17 protein-coding genes are annotated in these 15,531 nt (G+C 33.7%); 3 read left to right on the plus strand and 14 right to left on the minus strand.

The window, feature by feature from the left end:
- Positions 1-2 precede the first annotated feature (2 nt).
- The 7 genes from N7659_RS03795 to N7659_RS03825 all read right to left on the minus strand — a co-directional run bounded on the left by N7659_RS03795 (position 3) and on the right by N7659_RS03825 (position 7,077).
- The gene (locus tag N7659_RS03795) at positions 3-440 is read right to left on the minus strand and encodes a hypothetical protein (RefSeq protein ID WP_263275902.1); all 438 of its coding nucleotides are present in this window, start codon (positions 438-440) and stop codon (positions 3-5) included.
- A 14-nt stretch (positions 441-454) separates the two neighbouring features.
- On the minus strand, positions 455-1,012 hold the full coding sequence (locus N7659_RS03800) for a DivIVA domain-containing protein (RefSeq protein ID WP_263275903.1): 558 nt from the start codon (positions 1,010-1,012) through the stop codon (positions 455-457).
- 347 nt (positions 1,013-1,359) lie between these two features.
- Positions 1,360-2,310 carry a 1,4-dihydroxy-2-naphthoate polyprenyltransferase gene (locus N7659_RS03805; protein ID WP_263275904.1) on the minus strand — a complete coding sequence of 317 codons (951 nt, stop codon included), beginning with the start codon at positions 2,308-2,310 and terminating at the stop codon, positions 1,360-1,362.
- On the minus strand, positions 2,300-3,361 hold the full coding sequence (locus N7659_RS03810; protein WP_263275905.1) for an FAD:protein FMN transferase: 1,062 nt from the start codon (positions 3,359-3,361) through the stop codon (positions 2,300-2,302). Before N7659_RS03810 ends, N7659_RS03805 begins: the two co-directional genes overlap by 11 nt.
- 97 nt (positions 3,362-3,458) lie before the next feature.
- Positions 3,459-3,986, minus strand: coding sequence for an FMN-binding protein (locus tag N7659_RS03815; RefSeq protein ID WP_263275906.1), 528 nt, complete (start codon positions 3,984-3,986; stop codon positions 3,459-3,461).
- 91 nt (positions 3,987-4,077) lie between these two features.
- A complete protein-coding gene (locus N7659_RS03820; protein WP_263275907.1) occupies positions 4,078-5,079 on the minus strand; it encodes a polyprenyl synthetase family protein in 1,002 nt (333 codons plus the stop codon).
- A 99-nt stretch (positions 5,080-5,178) separates the two neighbouring features.
- Positions 5,179-7,077 carry an NAD(P)/FAD-dependent oxidoreductase gene (locus N7659_RS03825; protein ID WP_263275908.1) on the minus strand — a complete coding sequence of 633 codons (1,899 nt, stop codon included), beginning with the start codon at positions 7,075-7,077 and terminating at the stop codon, positions 5,179-5,181.
- Between the two features lie 235 nt (positions 7,078-7,312).
- On the opposite strand from N7659_RS03825, the gene N7659_RS03830 reads away from it, so the two are divergent.
- Positions 7,313-7,834 (plus strand): Gx transporter family protein, encoded by a 522-nt coding sequence (locus N7659_RS03830; RefSeq protein ID WP_263275909.1) that lies wholly within the window; start codon positions 7,313-7,315, stop codon positions 7,832-7,834.
- A gap of 198 nt (positions 7,835-8,032) precedes the next feature.
- Here the strand turns inward: N7659_RS03830 and dhaM are convergent, their stop codons facing one another.
- Genes dhaM through dhaK form a run of 3 tightly spaced genes read right to left on the minus strand, consistent with a single transcriptional unit; the run spans position 8,033 to position 9,982 of the window.
- Entirely contained in the window at positions 8,033-8,407 is a 375-nt protein-coding gene (gene dhaM, locus N7659_RS03835) for a dihydroxyacetone kinase phosphoryl donor subunit DhaM (protein ID WP_263275910.1), read from the minus strand.
- The gene (dhaL, locus tag N7659_RS03840) at positions 8,407-8,982 is read right to left on the minus strand and encodes a dihydroxyacetone kinase subunit DhaL (RefSeq protein WP_263275911.1); all 576 of its coding nucleotides are present in this window, start codon (positions 8,980-8,982) and stop codon (positions 8,407-8,409) included. Before dhaL ends, dhaM begins: the two co-directional genes overlap by 1 nt.
- Positions 8,983-8,992: 10 nt before the next feature.
- A complete protein-coding gene (gene dhaK, locus N7659_RS03845) occupies positions 8,993-9,982 on the minus strand; it encodes a dihydroxyacetone kinase subunit DhaK (protein WP_263275912.1) in 990 nt (329 codons plus the stop codon).
- 149 nt (positions 9,983-10,131) lie between these two features.
- On the opposite strand from dhaK, the gene dhaS reads away from it, so the two are divergent.
- Together dhaS and dhaQ are read left to right on the plus strand one after the other, a co-directional pair.
- Complete coding sequence (gene dhaS / locus N7659_RS03850; RefSeq protein ID WP_263275913.1) at positions 10,132-10,677, plus strand: dihydroxyacetone kinase transcriptional activator DhaS; 546 nt, start codon at positions 10,132-10,134, stop codon at positions 10,675-10,677.
- Positions 10,678-10,679: 2 nt separating this feature from the next.
- Positions 10,680-11,669 carry a DhaKLM operon coactivator DhaQ gene (gene dhaQ / locus N7659_RS03855; RefSeq protein ID WP_263275914.1) on the plus strand — a complete coding sequence of 330 codons (990 nt, stop codon included), beginning with the start codon at positions 10,680-10,682 and terminating at the stop codon, positions 11,667-11,669.
- 192 nt (positions 11,670-11,861) lie between these two features.
- On the opposite strand, the gene N7659_RS03860 is transcribed toward dhaQ, so the two are convergent.
- The 4 genes from N7659_RS03860 to N7659_RS03875 form a co-directional block, all read right to left on the minus strand.
- Positions 11,862-12,137 carry a GNAT family N-acetyltransferase gene (locus N7659_RS03860; protein WP_199567023.1) on the minus strand — a complete coding sequence of 92 codons (276 nt, stop codon included), beginning with the start codon at positions 12,135-12,137 and terminating at the stop codon, positions 11,862-11,864.
- Between the two features lie 15 nt (positions 12,138-12,152).
- Positions 12,153-12,362: a (4Fe-4S)-binding protein gene (locus tag N7659_RS03865; RefSeq protein ID WP_263275915.1), complete on the minus strand. Its 210-nt coding sequence runs from the start codon at positions 12,360-12,362 to the stop codon at positions 12,153-12,155.
- 280 nt (positions 12,363-12,642) lie between these two features.
- Positions 12,643-14,184 carry an ABC-F family ATP-binding cassette domain-containing protein gene (locus tag N7659_RS03870; RefSeq protein ID WP_263275916.1) on the minus strand — a complete coding sequence of 514 codons (1,542 nt, stop codon included), beginning with the start codon at positions 14,182-14,184 and terminating at the stop codon, positions 12,643-12,645.
- Positions 14,185-14,273: 89 nt separating this feature from the next.
- Positions 14,274-15,440 carry a MalY/PatB family protein gene (locus N7659_RS03875; protein ID WP_263275917.1) on the minus strand — a complete coding sequence of 389 codons (1,167 nt, stop codon included), beginning with the start codon at positions 15,438-15,440 and terminating at the stop codon, positions 14,274-14,276.
- Positions 15,441-15,531: the final 91 nt, after the last annotated feature.

Consider the following 15,531-nt stretch of genomic DNA (forward strand, 5'->3'; position numbering starts at 1 on the left):
AATTATTTAAACACACTACGACTTCCAAAGCGTTCTTCAAACATCACTAAAACTTTTCTGATTAAATTAGGTGCTTGGATAATCGTATTAAAAAAATCTTCTAATTCAGTGGTGACATCACGGAAATGTCTCATATAAACATAACCATCTTCATCTAGACAAAAATAATAATAAATTCCTAACTGACGATTCAGGTCATTAATAAATTCCAACCATGCTAAGCGAGATTCCTTATCAGGGCAATAAGCAAGATTTTGATAAATAATTTGCCCAATCCCTTTTGACTGACCTTTTGTTATTGATACTCCAAAATCAATCATATGCTTTTCACTGACAGCGAACTTTCCCTTATAATGCCATTCAGACGGTTTTTCGATGATTTTTAAAAAAAACTGCTTTTTGGCAAGTGTTCTTTGAAAACTCTCATTAACCTTATCCATTCATTTCTCCTTTTTTAATCTGTTTGAAACGTGTAGACAGGTATTTCTTCAACTTCTGATTCTTTTTGATAGGCACTATAATCATCAGAAAATTCAAGTTTCATCTGTTCAATACGATCCTCAATTTGAATAAATTTGGCATCTAAACGTTCTCCAAAAACATCGATGTCATCTAGCTGATTAAGATAAAATATAATTTTTTCTCTAATCTCTTCTTTCAATTTCAGTTCTAAGTCAACAATGTCTCGTTTCACTGCCACTAACTCATTGAAGTTTTTTTCAAAATTATTAAAGATTCGTCTTGAATTTTTCTTAGCCTCTTCTTTTGTATAGCTGGCATACTCCTCAGACTCATTCACAATTTCCTTCGCTAGATTCTTCGCATCAATTAAGGATTTCTGAATATTATTTTCTTTTTCTTTCATCCGAGAAAGCTCATCAGATAATTCATTAATATTTTTCTCTTGCCTAACAATTATATTTTTTAACCGTTGATTTTCATCTGTCAATTTTTTAATTATTTGATCAACATCTGATTTATCATAACCAAATAATTGTTTTTTAAAAAACATGTTTCTCCCTTCTAAAGCTAATAACGAAAAAAATCTCCCATAGATTTAGTTATATCTATAAAAGTTATTTTTGCATATTAGGTCTATTTTTATTATATATATTATTATATTGAATTATTCATTGTTGTCAATGTATTTGCTTTTTATTTAGAGTTTTAAATTTTATCAATTTAGGTCTTAAAAATTATTATTATGAGTTATTGATGATTAGATAAGAAAACATTTAAATCATTTCACCAAAGGATTTGAAAAAGTATTCATAAATTAAAAGACATGTCTTCTATATTTAATAGAAAACATGTCTTATTTTTAGAGACTCTCATGATAAAAATAAATTGATTATAGGTTTAAAATAACAATCCTAATAATACGGTTAAAAGATAAAGTGCTGAAAAAAGGACAAAGCTTTTAATGGCCTCAATAAATGTTTTTGATTTGATTTGTTCTTTTCTAAATCGTTTAAGGCTCTTCCAATTAAGTAAAAAGAACAGATAAATAAATAGTCCATACCAAGGAACAAATTTCCCTAAAAGGAAAGCTACCCAAACAAACCAAGGAAAAAGGTTTAAAACAGTGTATAGTGCCAAAGCATTTTGTGTTCCAATATAGTGCACTAGGGTGTAACGATGATTTTTAATATCTTGTTCATAATCACAAAGATTGTTGGCTAACATGATATTAGCAATCAATGTTACTAAAGGTAGACTCATCAAAAAAACAAGTGCTATCTCACCTATATGCCAAGAAATAGTAAGTCTTGACCAATCAATTTGAGTGCTCATCATTCTCTCAGGAAATTGAATATAAAGAGCTAAGAAAAAGATACCAAAGCCCATTGTGAGACCGGAAAAAATTTCTCCAAGTGGTAATCTTGACAATGGTTTTGGGCCATAAGTATAAAAAATACCAATTAAAAAGCAAAGAATACCCATGGGTAAAAGTAAAATGTCCGTTAAAAAGACTAATAGTAACGAGAAAAAGATTGAGATACCAAGCAGTAAGAAAATAATCTTGACCATTTGTTTCAAGTCAAGTTGGTACTTACCAATAACATTTTCTTCTACTTTATAAGAAGTATCAATGGCCTTATGGTAATCTACTGTGTTATTAATAGCTGTCGTACACATATCAAAACTAATAACAGCAATGATAAAAATCAAACTATTTAACAGATTAAACGTATGATGGTAGTATTGTGACCATAAAAAACCAATCATCATTGGAAAAACACTGGCTACCTTTGTTTTAAGTTCAACAAATTCTAAAAATGAAACTAATGATAAATTTTTATTCTGCAATGTGGTAATCTCCATGTGTTAATTCAAATGAATCTTTAAGACCATTACTAAGATGGATACCATGATCTTTATCAATGAAAACTGCTTCAACACCTTCAGTTTGGTTGACTAACTCTAATCCCTTATCTATTCCTAATAAGAATAATGATGTTGATAAACCATCTCCTTGTGTTGATGTTTTTGTAAAAACAGTCACACCAGAAATTTGATTGTCGATGGGATAACCGGTTTTTGGATCAATGATGTGGTGATATCTCTTACCATCTTCTTCTAGATAACGTTCATAAATACCAGAAGTAACAATGGATGAATCCTCTTGATAGACAGATCCTACAGTCACACCTCTCACCTGATCAGGGTCTTGTATTCCAACTTTCCAACCCTCAGCATTATTAGGAGACGTTCCCATAACAACAACATTACCACCTAAATTGATAATAGCTGTTGTCACACCTTTACTTGTCAAGAATTCTTTAACACGATCAGCAATAAATCCTTTTGAAATACCACCTAATTCAAGGGTCATACCTTCTTTGATTTGAACAGTTTTATCGGTATCGTTTAAGATAATATCATGATAGTTAATCATTGGTAGAGCTTGTTTGATTTCATCGTCACTTGGAACACGCGCATTTTCAGAGCCAATTTGCCATAAGTTAGTCACAGCTCCAATACTAATATCAAATTTGCCATCACTTTCTTTTGACATTTCTAGAGCTTGTTTGATTAACTCAAAAGTACGATCATCAACCTTAGTAGGTTCACCCTTAGCATGATTAATACGATAAACATCTGAACCTTCTTCATTGGTTGATAAGAGTTTTTCCATCTCTTTAATATAATTAATCGCCTCATCTAAAACTTCTTCTTGATTCTCATGATAAATACTTAATTGAACTACCGTGTGAAGAAGAGGTTCCTTTCTTTCTTCAGGTGTTTTAACAACTGGGAGGTGACTTGTTGAATCATCACTGCTTTTTTGATTAGACTGGGCACAACCCACAAGGATAAGTGACGATAGTAACAATAACATCCAATATTTTAATTTCATAGACTCATCTCTTTTACTTTATAGGATAATTTTAAATAGAAATAAGGAGTGAGATTGTTCTCAGCTCCTCATTCTATGTCATTTTTTATTTCAATTATTATTCAACAATTTCAAACGATACAGTTTCTGTATTACCTTCGCTTGCTGCTTTCAACAATGCTTCAGTACTGTTTTTGAAGTTTTCAGATGTGTGAGTTGCTCCTGTTACTACTTCAACGTCTGCACTTTGTTTTTCAAGTAAACCAGCGTTTAATTGTTCAATAGATTCTTTTGAAGAAACACCTGATTTTTCTTTCATGTTTTTGTTGTATTCTTCGTTTTCAGTTTTTCTCATGTTTCCGTCTTTGCTGTAGTAGTCAAAGTCAGATTCAGTGATTTTACCGTCTTTTACAACGATAGTGTGCATGATTTTGTTGTCATGTGAATCATATTCAGACTCAGCTTTATATGTTCCATCTTGAAGATCCATCATCATTTCTTTTTGAGAATCATCTTTTTTCTCCATAGTTGTTGTTGTAGTTTCCTCAACATCAGATTTTGTGTCAGTTGAGTTGTTGCTACATGCAACAAGAAGAGTTGCAGCACCTAAAAGTGCTAGAGATTTTAATAATGTACCTTTTTTCATTTTAAGGGCTCCTTTTTATTTTTTTCACTTATATCATATAATATTTTTGAGAAAAAATCTAGTATTTTTTGTGTTTTTTTTAACATTGTTCTTATTGAGGTACTTTAAATACCTTCTTTATGAGAGAACTGATGTCACCTGTACTATTTGTTGGTAAAAAGAGAGATAATTGCTTGTGTGATTTAGCAAGATAGCGATTGATTAATCTTTTGGTTGCCACAAAACCATTCGTTTTTTCCAATAATGCTTGAAGTTTGTTCAAATCTTCTTGAGACCAATCTTTTGTTTTTTTCTCCAAGAGAAGATCTTGGATTAAAGAATTTTCATATTTAGCAACAATAAGTGGATAAGTGTAAATACCATTTTGGACATCCTGCAATTGAGGTTTTCCTGAATCATTTTGTGATTTTTTAAAATCAATCAAATCATCAGTCAACTGAAAGGCCATTCCAATTGATTGGCCAAAATTAAAAGCTGATCGAAGTTCTTTACTACTGCTTTTTGGAGTCAATACCCCTAGCTGAGAAGCCATGGCAAAAAGAAAAGCTGTTTTTCCTCTAATTTGTTTCAAATAATCTTTAGCCGAGATATCTGTATTAAAGGTATTCATCAACTGAGCCAACTCTCCTGATAAAACTCTTTCTATAATACGATAGTTGTTCTTAGAATACTGTAAGTCGTTTTGACCTTTCAGTATCATTTCAAAACCTTGAAGGGCTAATTTGGATGAATATGATAGTAAATAATCACCAGCATAAATAGCAATTTTATTTGAAAATGTTTGGTGCAATGTTTCAATTGTTCTTCTAGTATCTGCTTGATCAATCACATCATCATGTATGAGAGTTGCGAGATGTAATACTTCGATAGAAGCGGCTAAATAAAGTTTGCCTTGTTTTATATCACCGTCTTTTGCCTTAGCAATCATTAGTAAAAGACCCGCTCTTACATACTTCCCTGAAGCATTGATATAGTCTTTTATTTTACTTTTTACTTCAGGATGAATAACAGATATGTTAGTTAACATAATCTCTTTTACGTCTTCCAAAGCTTGATTGATCTCTGGATAATTTTCCCACATCTTATGTATCATTTGATTCACCAACTTCACTATAAATAAAAGCACCCATGATAAGTCATTTTATTAAGAATTACCTATGGGCGTTTTTATTTTTATATTATCTTAGAATGATTACTTTTTATCATAACCATAAATGTGTTTGACTTTACCATAAATCAGTCGATCTAAACGTTTACCAATCCAAGGCATAATCCAATAGTCAAGACCAAAAGCACGTCCAGCTCCTGCCATTAATGCAATTGCTGCTGGCACGAACCACATATTTACCCAGAAGAACATTCCTGATAGAGAGAACATTGCTACTAAACCAACTGTTAATGCACTCACCAACCAAACAAAAGCTCCCCCAATTAAGGCTAAACCAATACCAATTTCAAGCAAGGTCATCATTTTTTGCATGAATAAAGCGACTTCTTGATTAGGCATCATAAATTTCATGATGGCAGCAAACCAATCTGGCATTTCTTTTAGAACTTGCATTGGTTCTTCACCGTACGTATAGTTTAAACTAAAGACTTGTTCAGCGACTTGAGCACCTGCATCTCCTGCTTGAGAAGCGCTTGTTGTCGCTTCTGCTGCTTCAGAAGCACCTGAAACAGCTTCTTGTAACCAAGGGAATGGAAAGACTACATCGTTACCAAACCATGAAGTGGTGCCAAAGAGTCCAAACGCTTTTTTAATCCCCTCATAGAGCCAAACAGAACCGTAGAAAACACGAAGTGGGATAAGCCATAAATTATTTCCTTTGCTTGAAAGGTGACCACCAAAGATATTACGTTTATGCTTGATATCAAAGAATTCATGACGGATATATGCACCAACGTTGTAAAAACTTCTAATCGTAAGGAAATAAATAAGATTGACGATATGTTTCATAAGCATAGCAAAGAAACCAGTCATGTGGTATTTATTCATGATGTAGGCTACACCGTATTTGGCACCAATAGAAACCATGAAACCATCATATTTACCTTTAAAGGTGTGTTTTTGCCCACCATTAATTGCTGCGATAATATTTTGAGCAGCTGTATGACCAGTTTGTTCAGCAGCTTGAACGATTTGAGGAGTTGGTGCATTACCATTTTCAGGATCTTCATAGTAAACCAAATCACCAGCAACATAAACGCCTGGTTTATCCTTAGCTTCCATGTACTGATTAGCTACCAATCTACCTGCACGTGCTTGTTCCATACCATAATCTTTGGTATCGGTATTAGCTTTGATTCCTGATGTCCAAATAGAGGTATGTGTTGGAATCGTACGACCTGATGAAAGAACTAGATTTTCTTTATTGATTTCAGTAACAGCATCATTTAAAAGAACTTCTACCTTTTTCTTGTTAAGGTATTTAATGGTTTTTTCTTGTTCTTTTTTAGTCACCATTTGAAGAACATTTGGTGTTGCTTCAACAAGCTTTAATGAAAATTCATTAGGATCTAATTTGAATTGGTTAGCAATAATTGGTACCCAATCAATCAACTCACCAATCATTTCAACACCAGTAAAGCCTGCACCAATAACTGTAAACGTTAAAAGAGCTTTTCGTTTTTCAAGGTCATGCTCTTTCATAGCGCGATAAGCACAATCAATCATATGTTCATGCAAACGCTCAGCTGCCTCAATAGACCAGAGCGTAAAGCCATTTTCTTTAACACCTGGAACACCAAAGTCATTAGCTTCAGCACCCATTGCCAAAATAAGATAATCAAATGGTAGAGTGGTGTGCTCAGCAAAAACCTTCTTTTGATCGTAGTCAACAGAAGTGACTTTATCAGTGACGAGTTTTACTTTAGGATACTTGTTAAAAATACGTTGTAAATCGTATTTAATAGCCTCAGGTTCAATACGTCCTGCAGCAACCTCATGTAGCTCAGTCATGTATGTGTGGAATGAATTTTTGTCGATGAGTGTTACTGTTACCTCATCATTTTTTTTAAACGCTTTTGCCAAAGTTTGTGCTGCTGAAATACCAGCATAACCAGCGCCAACGATAACAATATCTTTAGTCAAAACTGATTCTCCTTTATTGAAATAATCACACTTTATTATACTATTTTTTAAAGCTAGAAACAAGTTATCCTTGATATTTTTTATCAAACTTAAGACTATGACTTCCTTTTAAATTTTGAAGAATAATTCCATTAATATTCTCTCATCTAAGAAGATAAAAACGTAAAAAGCACTTGTCACACCTTTTAAAAAACTGTATGATGGAGGTATAAATCTATTGACGGTGAAAAACATAATGACTTCAAAATATTATAAACTGATTTTTATTACAATGCTTGCTTCTCAAGCTGTTGTTATTTCATTGGTTGAACGAATGATTCCAACTCCTTTTGCCTTTGCACCGGGAGCAAAATTGGGACTTGGTAATCTCGTTACTATCATTGCCCTCTTTAATCTTTCAACCAAAGATAGTGCAAAAGTGATTGGCCTAAGGTTATTTATCACTACTTTTTTAAGCGGCACCTTTTCAACTTTTTTATACAGTACAGCTGGTAGTGTGCTTAGTTTTATTGCTATGATTTTTGCTAAAAAATTAGGCCCAAAACGTGTTAGTGTCATAGGTATCTCTATTTTTGGTGGCGTCATTCATAACATCGGTCAATTACTTGTTTTTTCTTTCATCGCCCAATCATTTGTTGTCTTAAACTATCTACCTATTTTGTCATTTAGTGGTATTTTATCCGGACTACTTGTTGGCCTTTCTGGTAATTATATTCTTTCTAAAGTTCCTCGTTTTAAAGATATTAATAATCAATAAAACCAACCAGGATGACTGGTTGGTTTTAGTTTTCACTAACATCATAGAGACCATTTGATGATAGCTACTATAAGTGAGGACAGTCTTTAGTGTTAGGACATAGTTAGACTATTTCCCGACATTTTGAAAGCTCGTAAACTCTCTTCTTTAAAAAACAATACTAATAACCTCATTGTTTTATAGTCATTTCTACTTCTTTCATTTATTAATCTCTAATTCTTTGAGTTGTCCCAAAATAGTTAGTTTGGAAGCGCCTGCTTGTATAAGAGCTGCTGCTGTGTAGGTTCCTTCTACAATAGGAACATTATTTATCATGATATCTTTCTCAGAAAAATCAGCAACCATTTCAAGATTCATCTTGGCAGATCCTAAATCATAGAAAGCCAAAAGGTTTTTCTTTTGATTTTTTTCAACAACAGCTAAAACTTGGTCAAAGCTAGTCCCTATTTCACCTTCTGGTGTGCCACCAACATAGGTGATAGAAACATCTTTGGCAACTTCTGAAACTAAATCAACAACGCCTTGTGCAATATTTTTAGAATGAGAAACAATAACAATTCCTAAATCTGACATTATAAAACTCCTGCTTCAATCATGGCTTTAAAAAGTAAACCTGATGAAAAAGAACCGGGATCGATATGACCGATAGAACGCTCTCCCACATAAGAAGCACGTCCCTTAGTCGCCAGTAAATCCTTTGTTGCTAATACCTTTTCATCAATCACTTCAAAAGTCAATTGATTTTTCTTGATGGCTTCAATGATTGGAATCCAAACATCAACCATTGTTTTTTCGCCTAGTTCCGCTTTTCCTCTTTTTTGTATCATGTCTAAGGCTGACTGTAGTTGGTCAACAAGTGATACTGACTCATCAGCTTTAGCTAAAGCCATGAATGCAGAGCCATAAAGAGGACCAGAAGCACCACCAACTTTACTAATTAACTGCATAGAGACAACTTTAAAGACGTCAGATACGTTATCAAAGGTTGAATGATCAATTTTTTCCATGACAGCAAGCATGCCTCTAGACATGTTACCACCATGGTCCCCATCACCTATTGGGGTATCTAGTTCACTTAAGTAATCTTTGTTCTCTTGAATTTTTTGGTTAAAAAGTGTCATCCATTTTACTGCTTGTTCTTTGTTCATGTCACACTCCTTACCAAGCTGGGGTTGTTACGCTTGCATTCAATGCTTCAAGCCAGTTTGAATCATCAAGTTTAATTAAAGTTAATGATAAACCAGCCATGTCAATCGAAGTCATATAATCACCAATTTTCTTATAGGTAACATTAACCCCTCTTTCAGATAGTAATTTCGCGACGTCGTTTGCAAAAACATATTGTTCCATTAAAGGTGTTGCCCCCAAACCATTGACTAATATGCCATAATTTTCACCAGAAGCCATTTGAAATTCTTCAGCAATTTTTGTAACAAGTTCTTGAGCTAACTCATAAGAAGGTTTCAAGGTTTCTTTTTTATACCCTGGTTCACCATGAATACCAACACCATATTCAAACTCATCATCTTCAAGCACAAAACCTGGTTTTCCAACTTCTGGTACTGTTGCACCAGATAAGGCTAGTCCAATTGTTTTAATATTTTTGACCACTTTTTCAGCTAATTCTTTCATTTCTTCCAATGATTTTCCAGAACGGGCTGCATGACCCAAGATTTTATGCACTAAAATAGTTCCTGCAACACCTCTACGACCTTGAGTGTACAAACTGTTTTCGACTGCGATATCATCATCAACAACAACACTTGATACCGCAATGCCTTCCATTTCAGCCATTTCTTGTGCCATTTCAAAATTCATGATATCTCCAGAATAATTCTTGATAACCATGAAAACACCTTTTCCTTCATCGGAAGCTTTAATAGCTTCAAAAATTTGGTCTGGCGTTGGTGATGTAAAGACTGCACCACAAATAGCTGATGAAAGCATGCCTTCACCGACAAAACCTGCATGAGAAGGCTCATGACCTGAACCACCACCAGAAATCAAGCCTACTTTTCCAGTTTTTTTAGCTTTTCGAACAATGACATCATAGCCCTCAAGTCGTTCCACCAAATTATCATGCATATAGACAAATCCGTTTAACATATCATCAACAACTTGAGTTGGGTCATTTATAATTTTTTTCATGATAGAATCCTCCAGTTTCTATTGTTATTTTTATTATAAACTTTCAACAGAAATAATTGAAGGGACAATTTGCTTGATTTGTCCCTTTACTTTTCAATTGACATTAGATAAGTTATAATTAACGAAAGACACTATTAAAGGGGGCTTCAATGACATCATCTTTAATCACCAAGAAAAAAATTGCCAAAGCCTTTAAAAAACAAATGGCGTTTAAACCCTTTGAAAAAATCTCTGTTGTTGATATTATGATGGAAGCCAATATTAGAAGGCAAACTTTTTATAACCATTTTGTCGACAAATATGAACTTCTTGACTGGGTTTTTAAGACAGAGCTTCAAGAACAAGTGACTGATAATTTGAATTATATTTCTGGATTTCACCTTTTAGAAGAACTTATTTTTTATTTTGAACGCAATCAATCCTTCTATAAACAATTATTTGATATTAAAGAGCAAAATGATTTTTATCATTCTTTTGAGCAATATTGTTTTATTTTAATGGAAAAAATTATCAGCGAACACGAGAAAACTAATGCTCATCATATTGAAGAAAAAGAAAAATGTTTTTTAATACAGTATCATGCCAAAGCCTTGGCAAATATGATTAAAAGTTTTACTCTTGAAAAAGATTTTTTTCTCGTGGCATCACAAATTAAAGCAGTTATTCAAAAATCACTGGTAAGAATTAGGAGATAATGATGGTAAGTATTTTAAATAAAAGGCATAATGCCATTGAACAATACATTGAAAGTACGTTATTAGTACATCCTCATTTGGCAAAACATGGTGATTTTCCAATTATTTACCATCGTTTTCATGATGAGAAGACTATTCCTATTTTATCAGGTGGTGGCTCTGGGCATGAACCAGCTCATATTGGTTACGTTGGAGATGGTATGTTGACTGCGACCGTCTATGGTGAGCTTTTTACCCCTCCAAAAGCTGCTGATATTCTTGAAGCCTTACACTTGTTAGATAAGGGGAAGGGAGTCTTTGTGATCATTAAAAATTTTGATGAAGACTTAAGAGAATTTCAACAAGCCATTCATCAAGCTAGAAAAGAAGGACACGATATTAGATATATTGTTTCACATGATGATATCTCTGTTGACACAAAAAAGCAATTTCAAATGAGACATCGTGGTTTAGCTGGGACTATTCTTTTACATAAAATCATAGGGACAGCATCAAGACATGGTTATCATCTAAAAGAGCTAGAGCGTCTAGCACTAAGTGTTGCTACAGAAATTGCAACAATAGGTTTTGCTACGCAAGCACCCTACCTACCAAAAGCTGCTTTACCCCTTTTTGATCTAGAAGAAAACCAGATATCATACGGCATTGGCATTCATGGTGAAGAAGGATATAAAATTGTACCTTTTATCTCTTCTGAACATTTAGCCGTTGAAATTATTAACAAATTACAAATTAAATTTCATTGGAAAGATAAGGATGACTTTATTTTATTAGTTAATAATTTGGGAACAACTACCGATTTAGAACAAGGCATTTTCCTTCATGACATCTATCAATTGTTAGAATTAGAGGGATTGAATGTTCCTTTTATAAAAACAGGACGGTTCATGACCAGTCTTGACATGACAGGTATTTCTGTAACGCTTTGTTATTTAAAAGAAAAAGAGTGGTTGACCTACCTCAAAGAACCAACGACTGCTTTTGCTTGGTAAAAAATATTTCTACAAATAAAAAAGGCTGAGACAATATATGTCTAGCCTTTTTGTTATTATTATTTATCCGTTGAACAATCTCTATAATTGACAACATTTTTTTAAAAAGTTCAACCATATAAACAGTAATTCCAAAAACGGATTTTCCAAATAACTAATTTTTGTCCCTTTCTTAAAAAACTAATCCATATTTTACGCTTTCACATCTGCGTATTCAGCTCTTAGTTCAAACTCTCTTTTTGCAAAAGGGCATAACGGAATAATTTTAATACCTTGTTGTCTAGCTTGGTCAACAATTTCTGCCACTAATTTCTTGGCAATCCCTTGACCACCATAATTCTCATCCACAAATGTGTGGTTAATCACCCATTTTCTATTGGTTAAAAAATAAGTACACTCACCAATTTCTTTTTCACCATCATAAGCAGCTGAACGATCATTTTCTTCTTCATAACGAATAGTTATCATATTTTTTAACTCTCCTTATTTTCTCTTATAGCTTAAAGCACGTGATGGACAACGATCAATCACTTCCATAATATGTTCTGTGCTGTCTTGACTAGGATCAATCCAAGGTCTTCTTTTAACATCAAACACTTTTGGTGAGCCTTTAACACATTCTGCGGCATGTTCACAAAGTTCTGGGCGCCAGTAAATAATTAAATCATCTTTTTCATATGTTTTTTCTACCATAAGTTTCTCCTTTATCTAATAAGTGATTTAATAGTGTTCTTTATAGATAATTAATGAACATCCATTAGTTAAGTAACTTTTTAATAAAAAACCACCTTCTTGTTCTATTTTATAATCATTATTATTTTAAACCTTATTTTTGAATTTGTAAACGATTTAACTCGTAACACTTTATAAAGGATTAGTAGACTCATTTTATTAAATTAAAAAAGTAAACAAGCTTTTTGTAAGCAGGTTTACCCTTTTTATAATACTCTTTGACACTATGTGGTCTTTACTATCATGAGGTTAAATGATTAAAATCCCAAACATCATTGACCCAACCCTCATAAAAATCAGGTTCATGACAAACCATTAAGATGGAACCAGGATAGGCTTTTAGCGCACGTTTTAATTCTTCTTTAGCATCAACGTCAAGGTGATTGGTCGGCTCATCTAAAACTAACACATTATTTTCACGATTCATGAGTAGACAAAAACGCACTTTAGCCTGTTCACCACCGGAGAGAACTTGAATTTGACTTTCGATATGTTTTGAGGTTAAACCACAACGAGCAAGGGCGGCACGAACTTCTGCTTGATTTAAGGCTGGAAAGGCATCCCAAACCGCTTCTAGAGGTGTTTGTTTACTACTTTTAACTTCTTGTTCAAAGTAGCCTAATTCAATATAATCACCACGTTCTACCTGACCAGAAATTGGAGGAATAACCCCTAATAAGCTCTTTAAAAGGGTTGTTTTCCCTATACCATTTGCACCAATAATAGCAATTTTTTGATTGCGTTCAAAAGTTAATTGTAAGGGTTTGGTTAAAGGGCGATCGTAGCCAATTTCTAAGTCTTTGGCTTGGAATATAAAACGTCCCGGTGTTCTAGCCATTTTAAACTCGAAAGAGGGTTTTGGCTTTTCAGACTGAAGTTCAATTTTTTCCATCTTATCTAGTTTTTTCTGACGTGACATAGCCATATTACGAGTTGCCACACGCGCTTTATTACGGTTAACAAAATCTTGCAAATCAGCAATTTCTTTTTGTTGACGCTCGTAGGCAGCTTCAAGTTGCGCTTTTTTCATGGCATAGACTTCTTTAAACTGTTCATAGTCGCCAGTATATCTCACTAAGTCTTGATTTTCAACATGATAAACAATATTAATTACATCATTTAAGAAAGGAATATCATGGGAAATCAAAACAAAGGCATTTTCATAGTTTTGTAGATAACGTTTTAGCCAGTCGATATGTTCAGCATCAAGGTAGTTAGTAGGCTCATCAAGTAGCAGAATATCTGGTTTTTCCAGCAATAATTTTGCCAGTAGAATTTTTGTTCTTTGCCCACCAGACAATTCTGTCACATCCGTATCCATGCCATAAGCCATGACGCCAAGAGCCCTTGCCACTTCATCAATTTTAGCATCAAGCGTATAGAAATCACGACTTTCTAGACGATCTTGCAATTCACCGACTTCTTCCATTAAAAGATCGACATCGGCACCTTCTTCAGCCATACTCATATAAATCTCATTGATTCTAGCTTCCGTTTTAAACAAGTCATCAAAGGCCGTTCGTAAGACATCACGAACTGTTTGCCCTTTTTCTAGGACGGCATGTTGGTCTAGGTAACCTGCAGTCACATACTTAGACCACTCAATTTTCCCTTCATCAGGTTGCAGACGATTAGTGACAATACTCATAAAGGTTGATTTCCCTTCACCATTTGCGCCGACAAGCCCGATATGTTCCCCTTTTAACAGGCGAAAAGAGACATTTTCAAAAATAGCACGATCACCAAAGCCATGACTCAAATTTTTAACTTCTAAAATACTCATTTGATTTCCTTTTCATTACGATTCTTAGTACTAACTGTTATTATAACAAAAAAATACTCCCTTCACTAGAGAGTATTTTAGTGTAATTTTTAAGCTTTTTCTAAATTGACCACAATTCTTTTCACAATTTCTTCTAAGAGTTTTTTTGATGTGGCAACATTTAAACGAGCATGACTTCTACCCATTTCACCATAGTCTAGACCTTCATTTAAAATAGCCTTGGCATCAGTTTTTAAAATCCTATAAAGTTCTTTATCCGATAATTGATACTTAGAAAAATCAAGCCAAAGAAGATAGGTTCCTTGTGAAGACATCACCTTGATTTTGGGAGCATGTTTGGCAAAGTAGTTCGTAACAAAAGTGATGTTTTCTTCCAAAGTTGACCGTAGGGCAAGTAACCAATCCTTGCCCTCTTGATAAACTGTTTCTGTAACCTCGTAAGCAATGTTTGAAATCGATTGATGATTGGCCAATGTCTTCTCTTGAAAAGCTTTTCGTAAGGTTCTATTTTCGATAATAGCAAAAGCTATTTTAAGAGCTGCCATATTAAAGGTTTTAGAAGGACTTGAAAGAATAACCGAAAATTCTTTAAAACTATCATCAACGGTATTAAAGGAATGGTGTTTATGACCAAACAGGGTTAAATCTTGATGAATTTCATCAGAAACAACAATCACACCATGTTTTTGACAAATCTTACCGATGCTTAACAGTGTTTCTTTGTCCCAAACTCTTCCACCTGGATTATGAGGATTACAAAGAATAAACAACTTAACCTCATTTTCTATCATATCTGCTTCAAATTGCTTAAGGTCAAAAACAAATTGTCCCTCTTTTTCAACCAAAGTATTTGTCACTACCTGACGTTTATTTTGTTCAATAATATTTCGAAAGGCCAGATAGACGGGATCATTGATGAGAATGGCATCTCCTTCATTAGTAAACACTTGAAGGGCTGTTGCGATACCTGAAATAACATCATTGATAAAGAGGAGTGAGGAACGACTAAAAATATAGTTGTGTTCCTTTTTCTCCCAAGCCATCACAGTATCAGCTAAAGAAGCATTAGGATAACCGTAGCCGTAAAAATCTTTTTCTGAATAATTTTTAATTGCCTCTCTTAGACCTGAAAAGACTTTGAAATCCATATCAGCGACCCAAGCAGGAATAATATCAGGATCTTTTTCAGCCAGTTGCCATTTGATTGAATTTTGTCCAATTCTTTTAGCGTTTTCAGTGAAATCAAATGATGTCATCTTATTCTCCTTTAACGTTATTGCTTTTGTTGACTTTATTGTAACAAATTCACAACAAAAATAAAATGCTTAACTAAGACGACTCAACAAA

Source organism: Streptococcus sp. CSL10205-OR2, from assembly GCF_025660655.1.
Classification (GTDB): domain Bacteria; phylum Bacillota; class Bacilli; order Lactobacillales; family Streptococcaceae; genus Streptococcus.

Bases quoted from the DNA above. Each gene is read 5' to 3' on its own strand.
- N7659_RS03795 (WP_263275902.1), bottom strand. From the start codon at position 440: ATGGATAAGGTTAATGAGAGTTTTCAAAGAACACTTGCCAAAAAGCAG.
- N7659_RS03800 (WP_263275903.1), bottom strand. From the start codon at position 1,012: ATGTTTTTTAAAAAACAATTATTTGGTTATGATAAATCAGATGTTGAT.
- N7659_RS03810 (WP_263275905.1), bottom strand. From the start codon at position 3,361: ATGAAATTAAAATATTGGATGTTATTGTTACTATCGTCACTTATCCTT.
- N7659_RS03815 (WP_263275906.1), bottom strand. From the start codon at position 3,986: ATGAAAAAAGGTACATTATTAAAATCTCTAGCACTTTTAGGTGCTGCA.
- N7659_RS03820 (WP_263275907.1), bottom strand. From the start codon at position 5,079: ATGATACATAAGATGTGGGAAAATTATCCAGAGATCAATCAAGCTTTG.
- N7659_RS03830 (WP_263275909.1), top strand. From the start codon at position 7,313: ATGACTTCAAAATATTATAAACTGATTTTTATTACAATGCTTGCTTCT.
- dhaM (WP_263275910.1), bottom strand. From the start codon at position 8,407: ATGTCAGATTTAGGAATTGTTATTGTTTCTCATTCTAAAAATATTGCA.
- dhaL (WP_263275911.1), bottom strand. From the start codon at position 8,982: ATGAACAAAGAACAAGCAGTAAAATGGATGACACTTTTTAACCAAAAA.
- dhaK (WP_263275912.1), bottom strand. From the start codon at position 9,982: ATGAAAAAAATTATAAATGACCCAACTCAAGTTGTTGATGATATGTTA.
- dhaS (WP_263275913.1), top strand. From the start codon at position 10,132: ATGACATCATCTTTAATCACCAAGAAAAAAATTGCCAAAGCCTTTAAA.
- dhaQ (WP_263275914.1), top strand. From the start codon at position 10,680: ATGGTAAGTATTTTAAATAAAAGGCATAATGCCATTGAACAATACATT.
- N7659_RS03860 (WP_199567023.1), bottom strand. From the start codon at position 12,137: ATGATAACTATTCGTTATGAAGAAGAAAATGATCGTTCAGCTGCTTAT.
- N7659_RS03865 (WP_263275915.1), bottom strand. From the start codon at position 12,362: ATGGTAGAAAAAACATATGAAAAAGATGATTTAATTATTTACTGGCGC.
- N7659_RS03870 (WP_263275916.1), bottom strand. From the start codon at position 14,184: ATGAGTATTTTAGAAGTTAAAAATTTGAGTCATGGCTTTGGTGATCGT.
- N7659_RS03875 (WP_263275917.1), bottom strand. From the start codon at position 15,440: ATGACATCATTTGATTTCACTGAAAACGCTAAAAGAATTGGACAAAAT.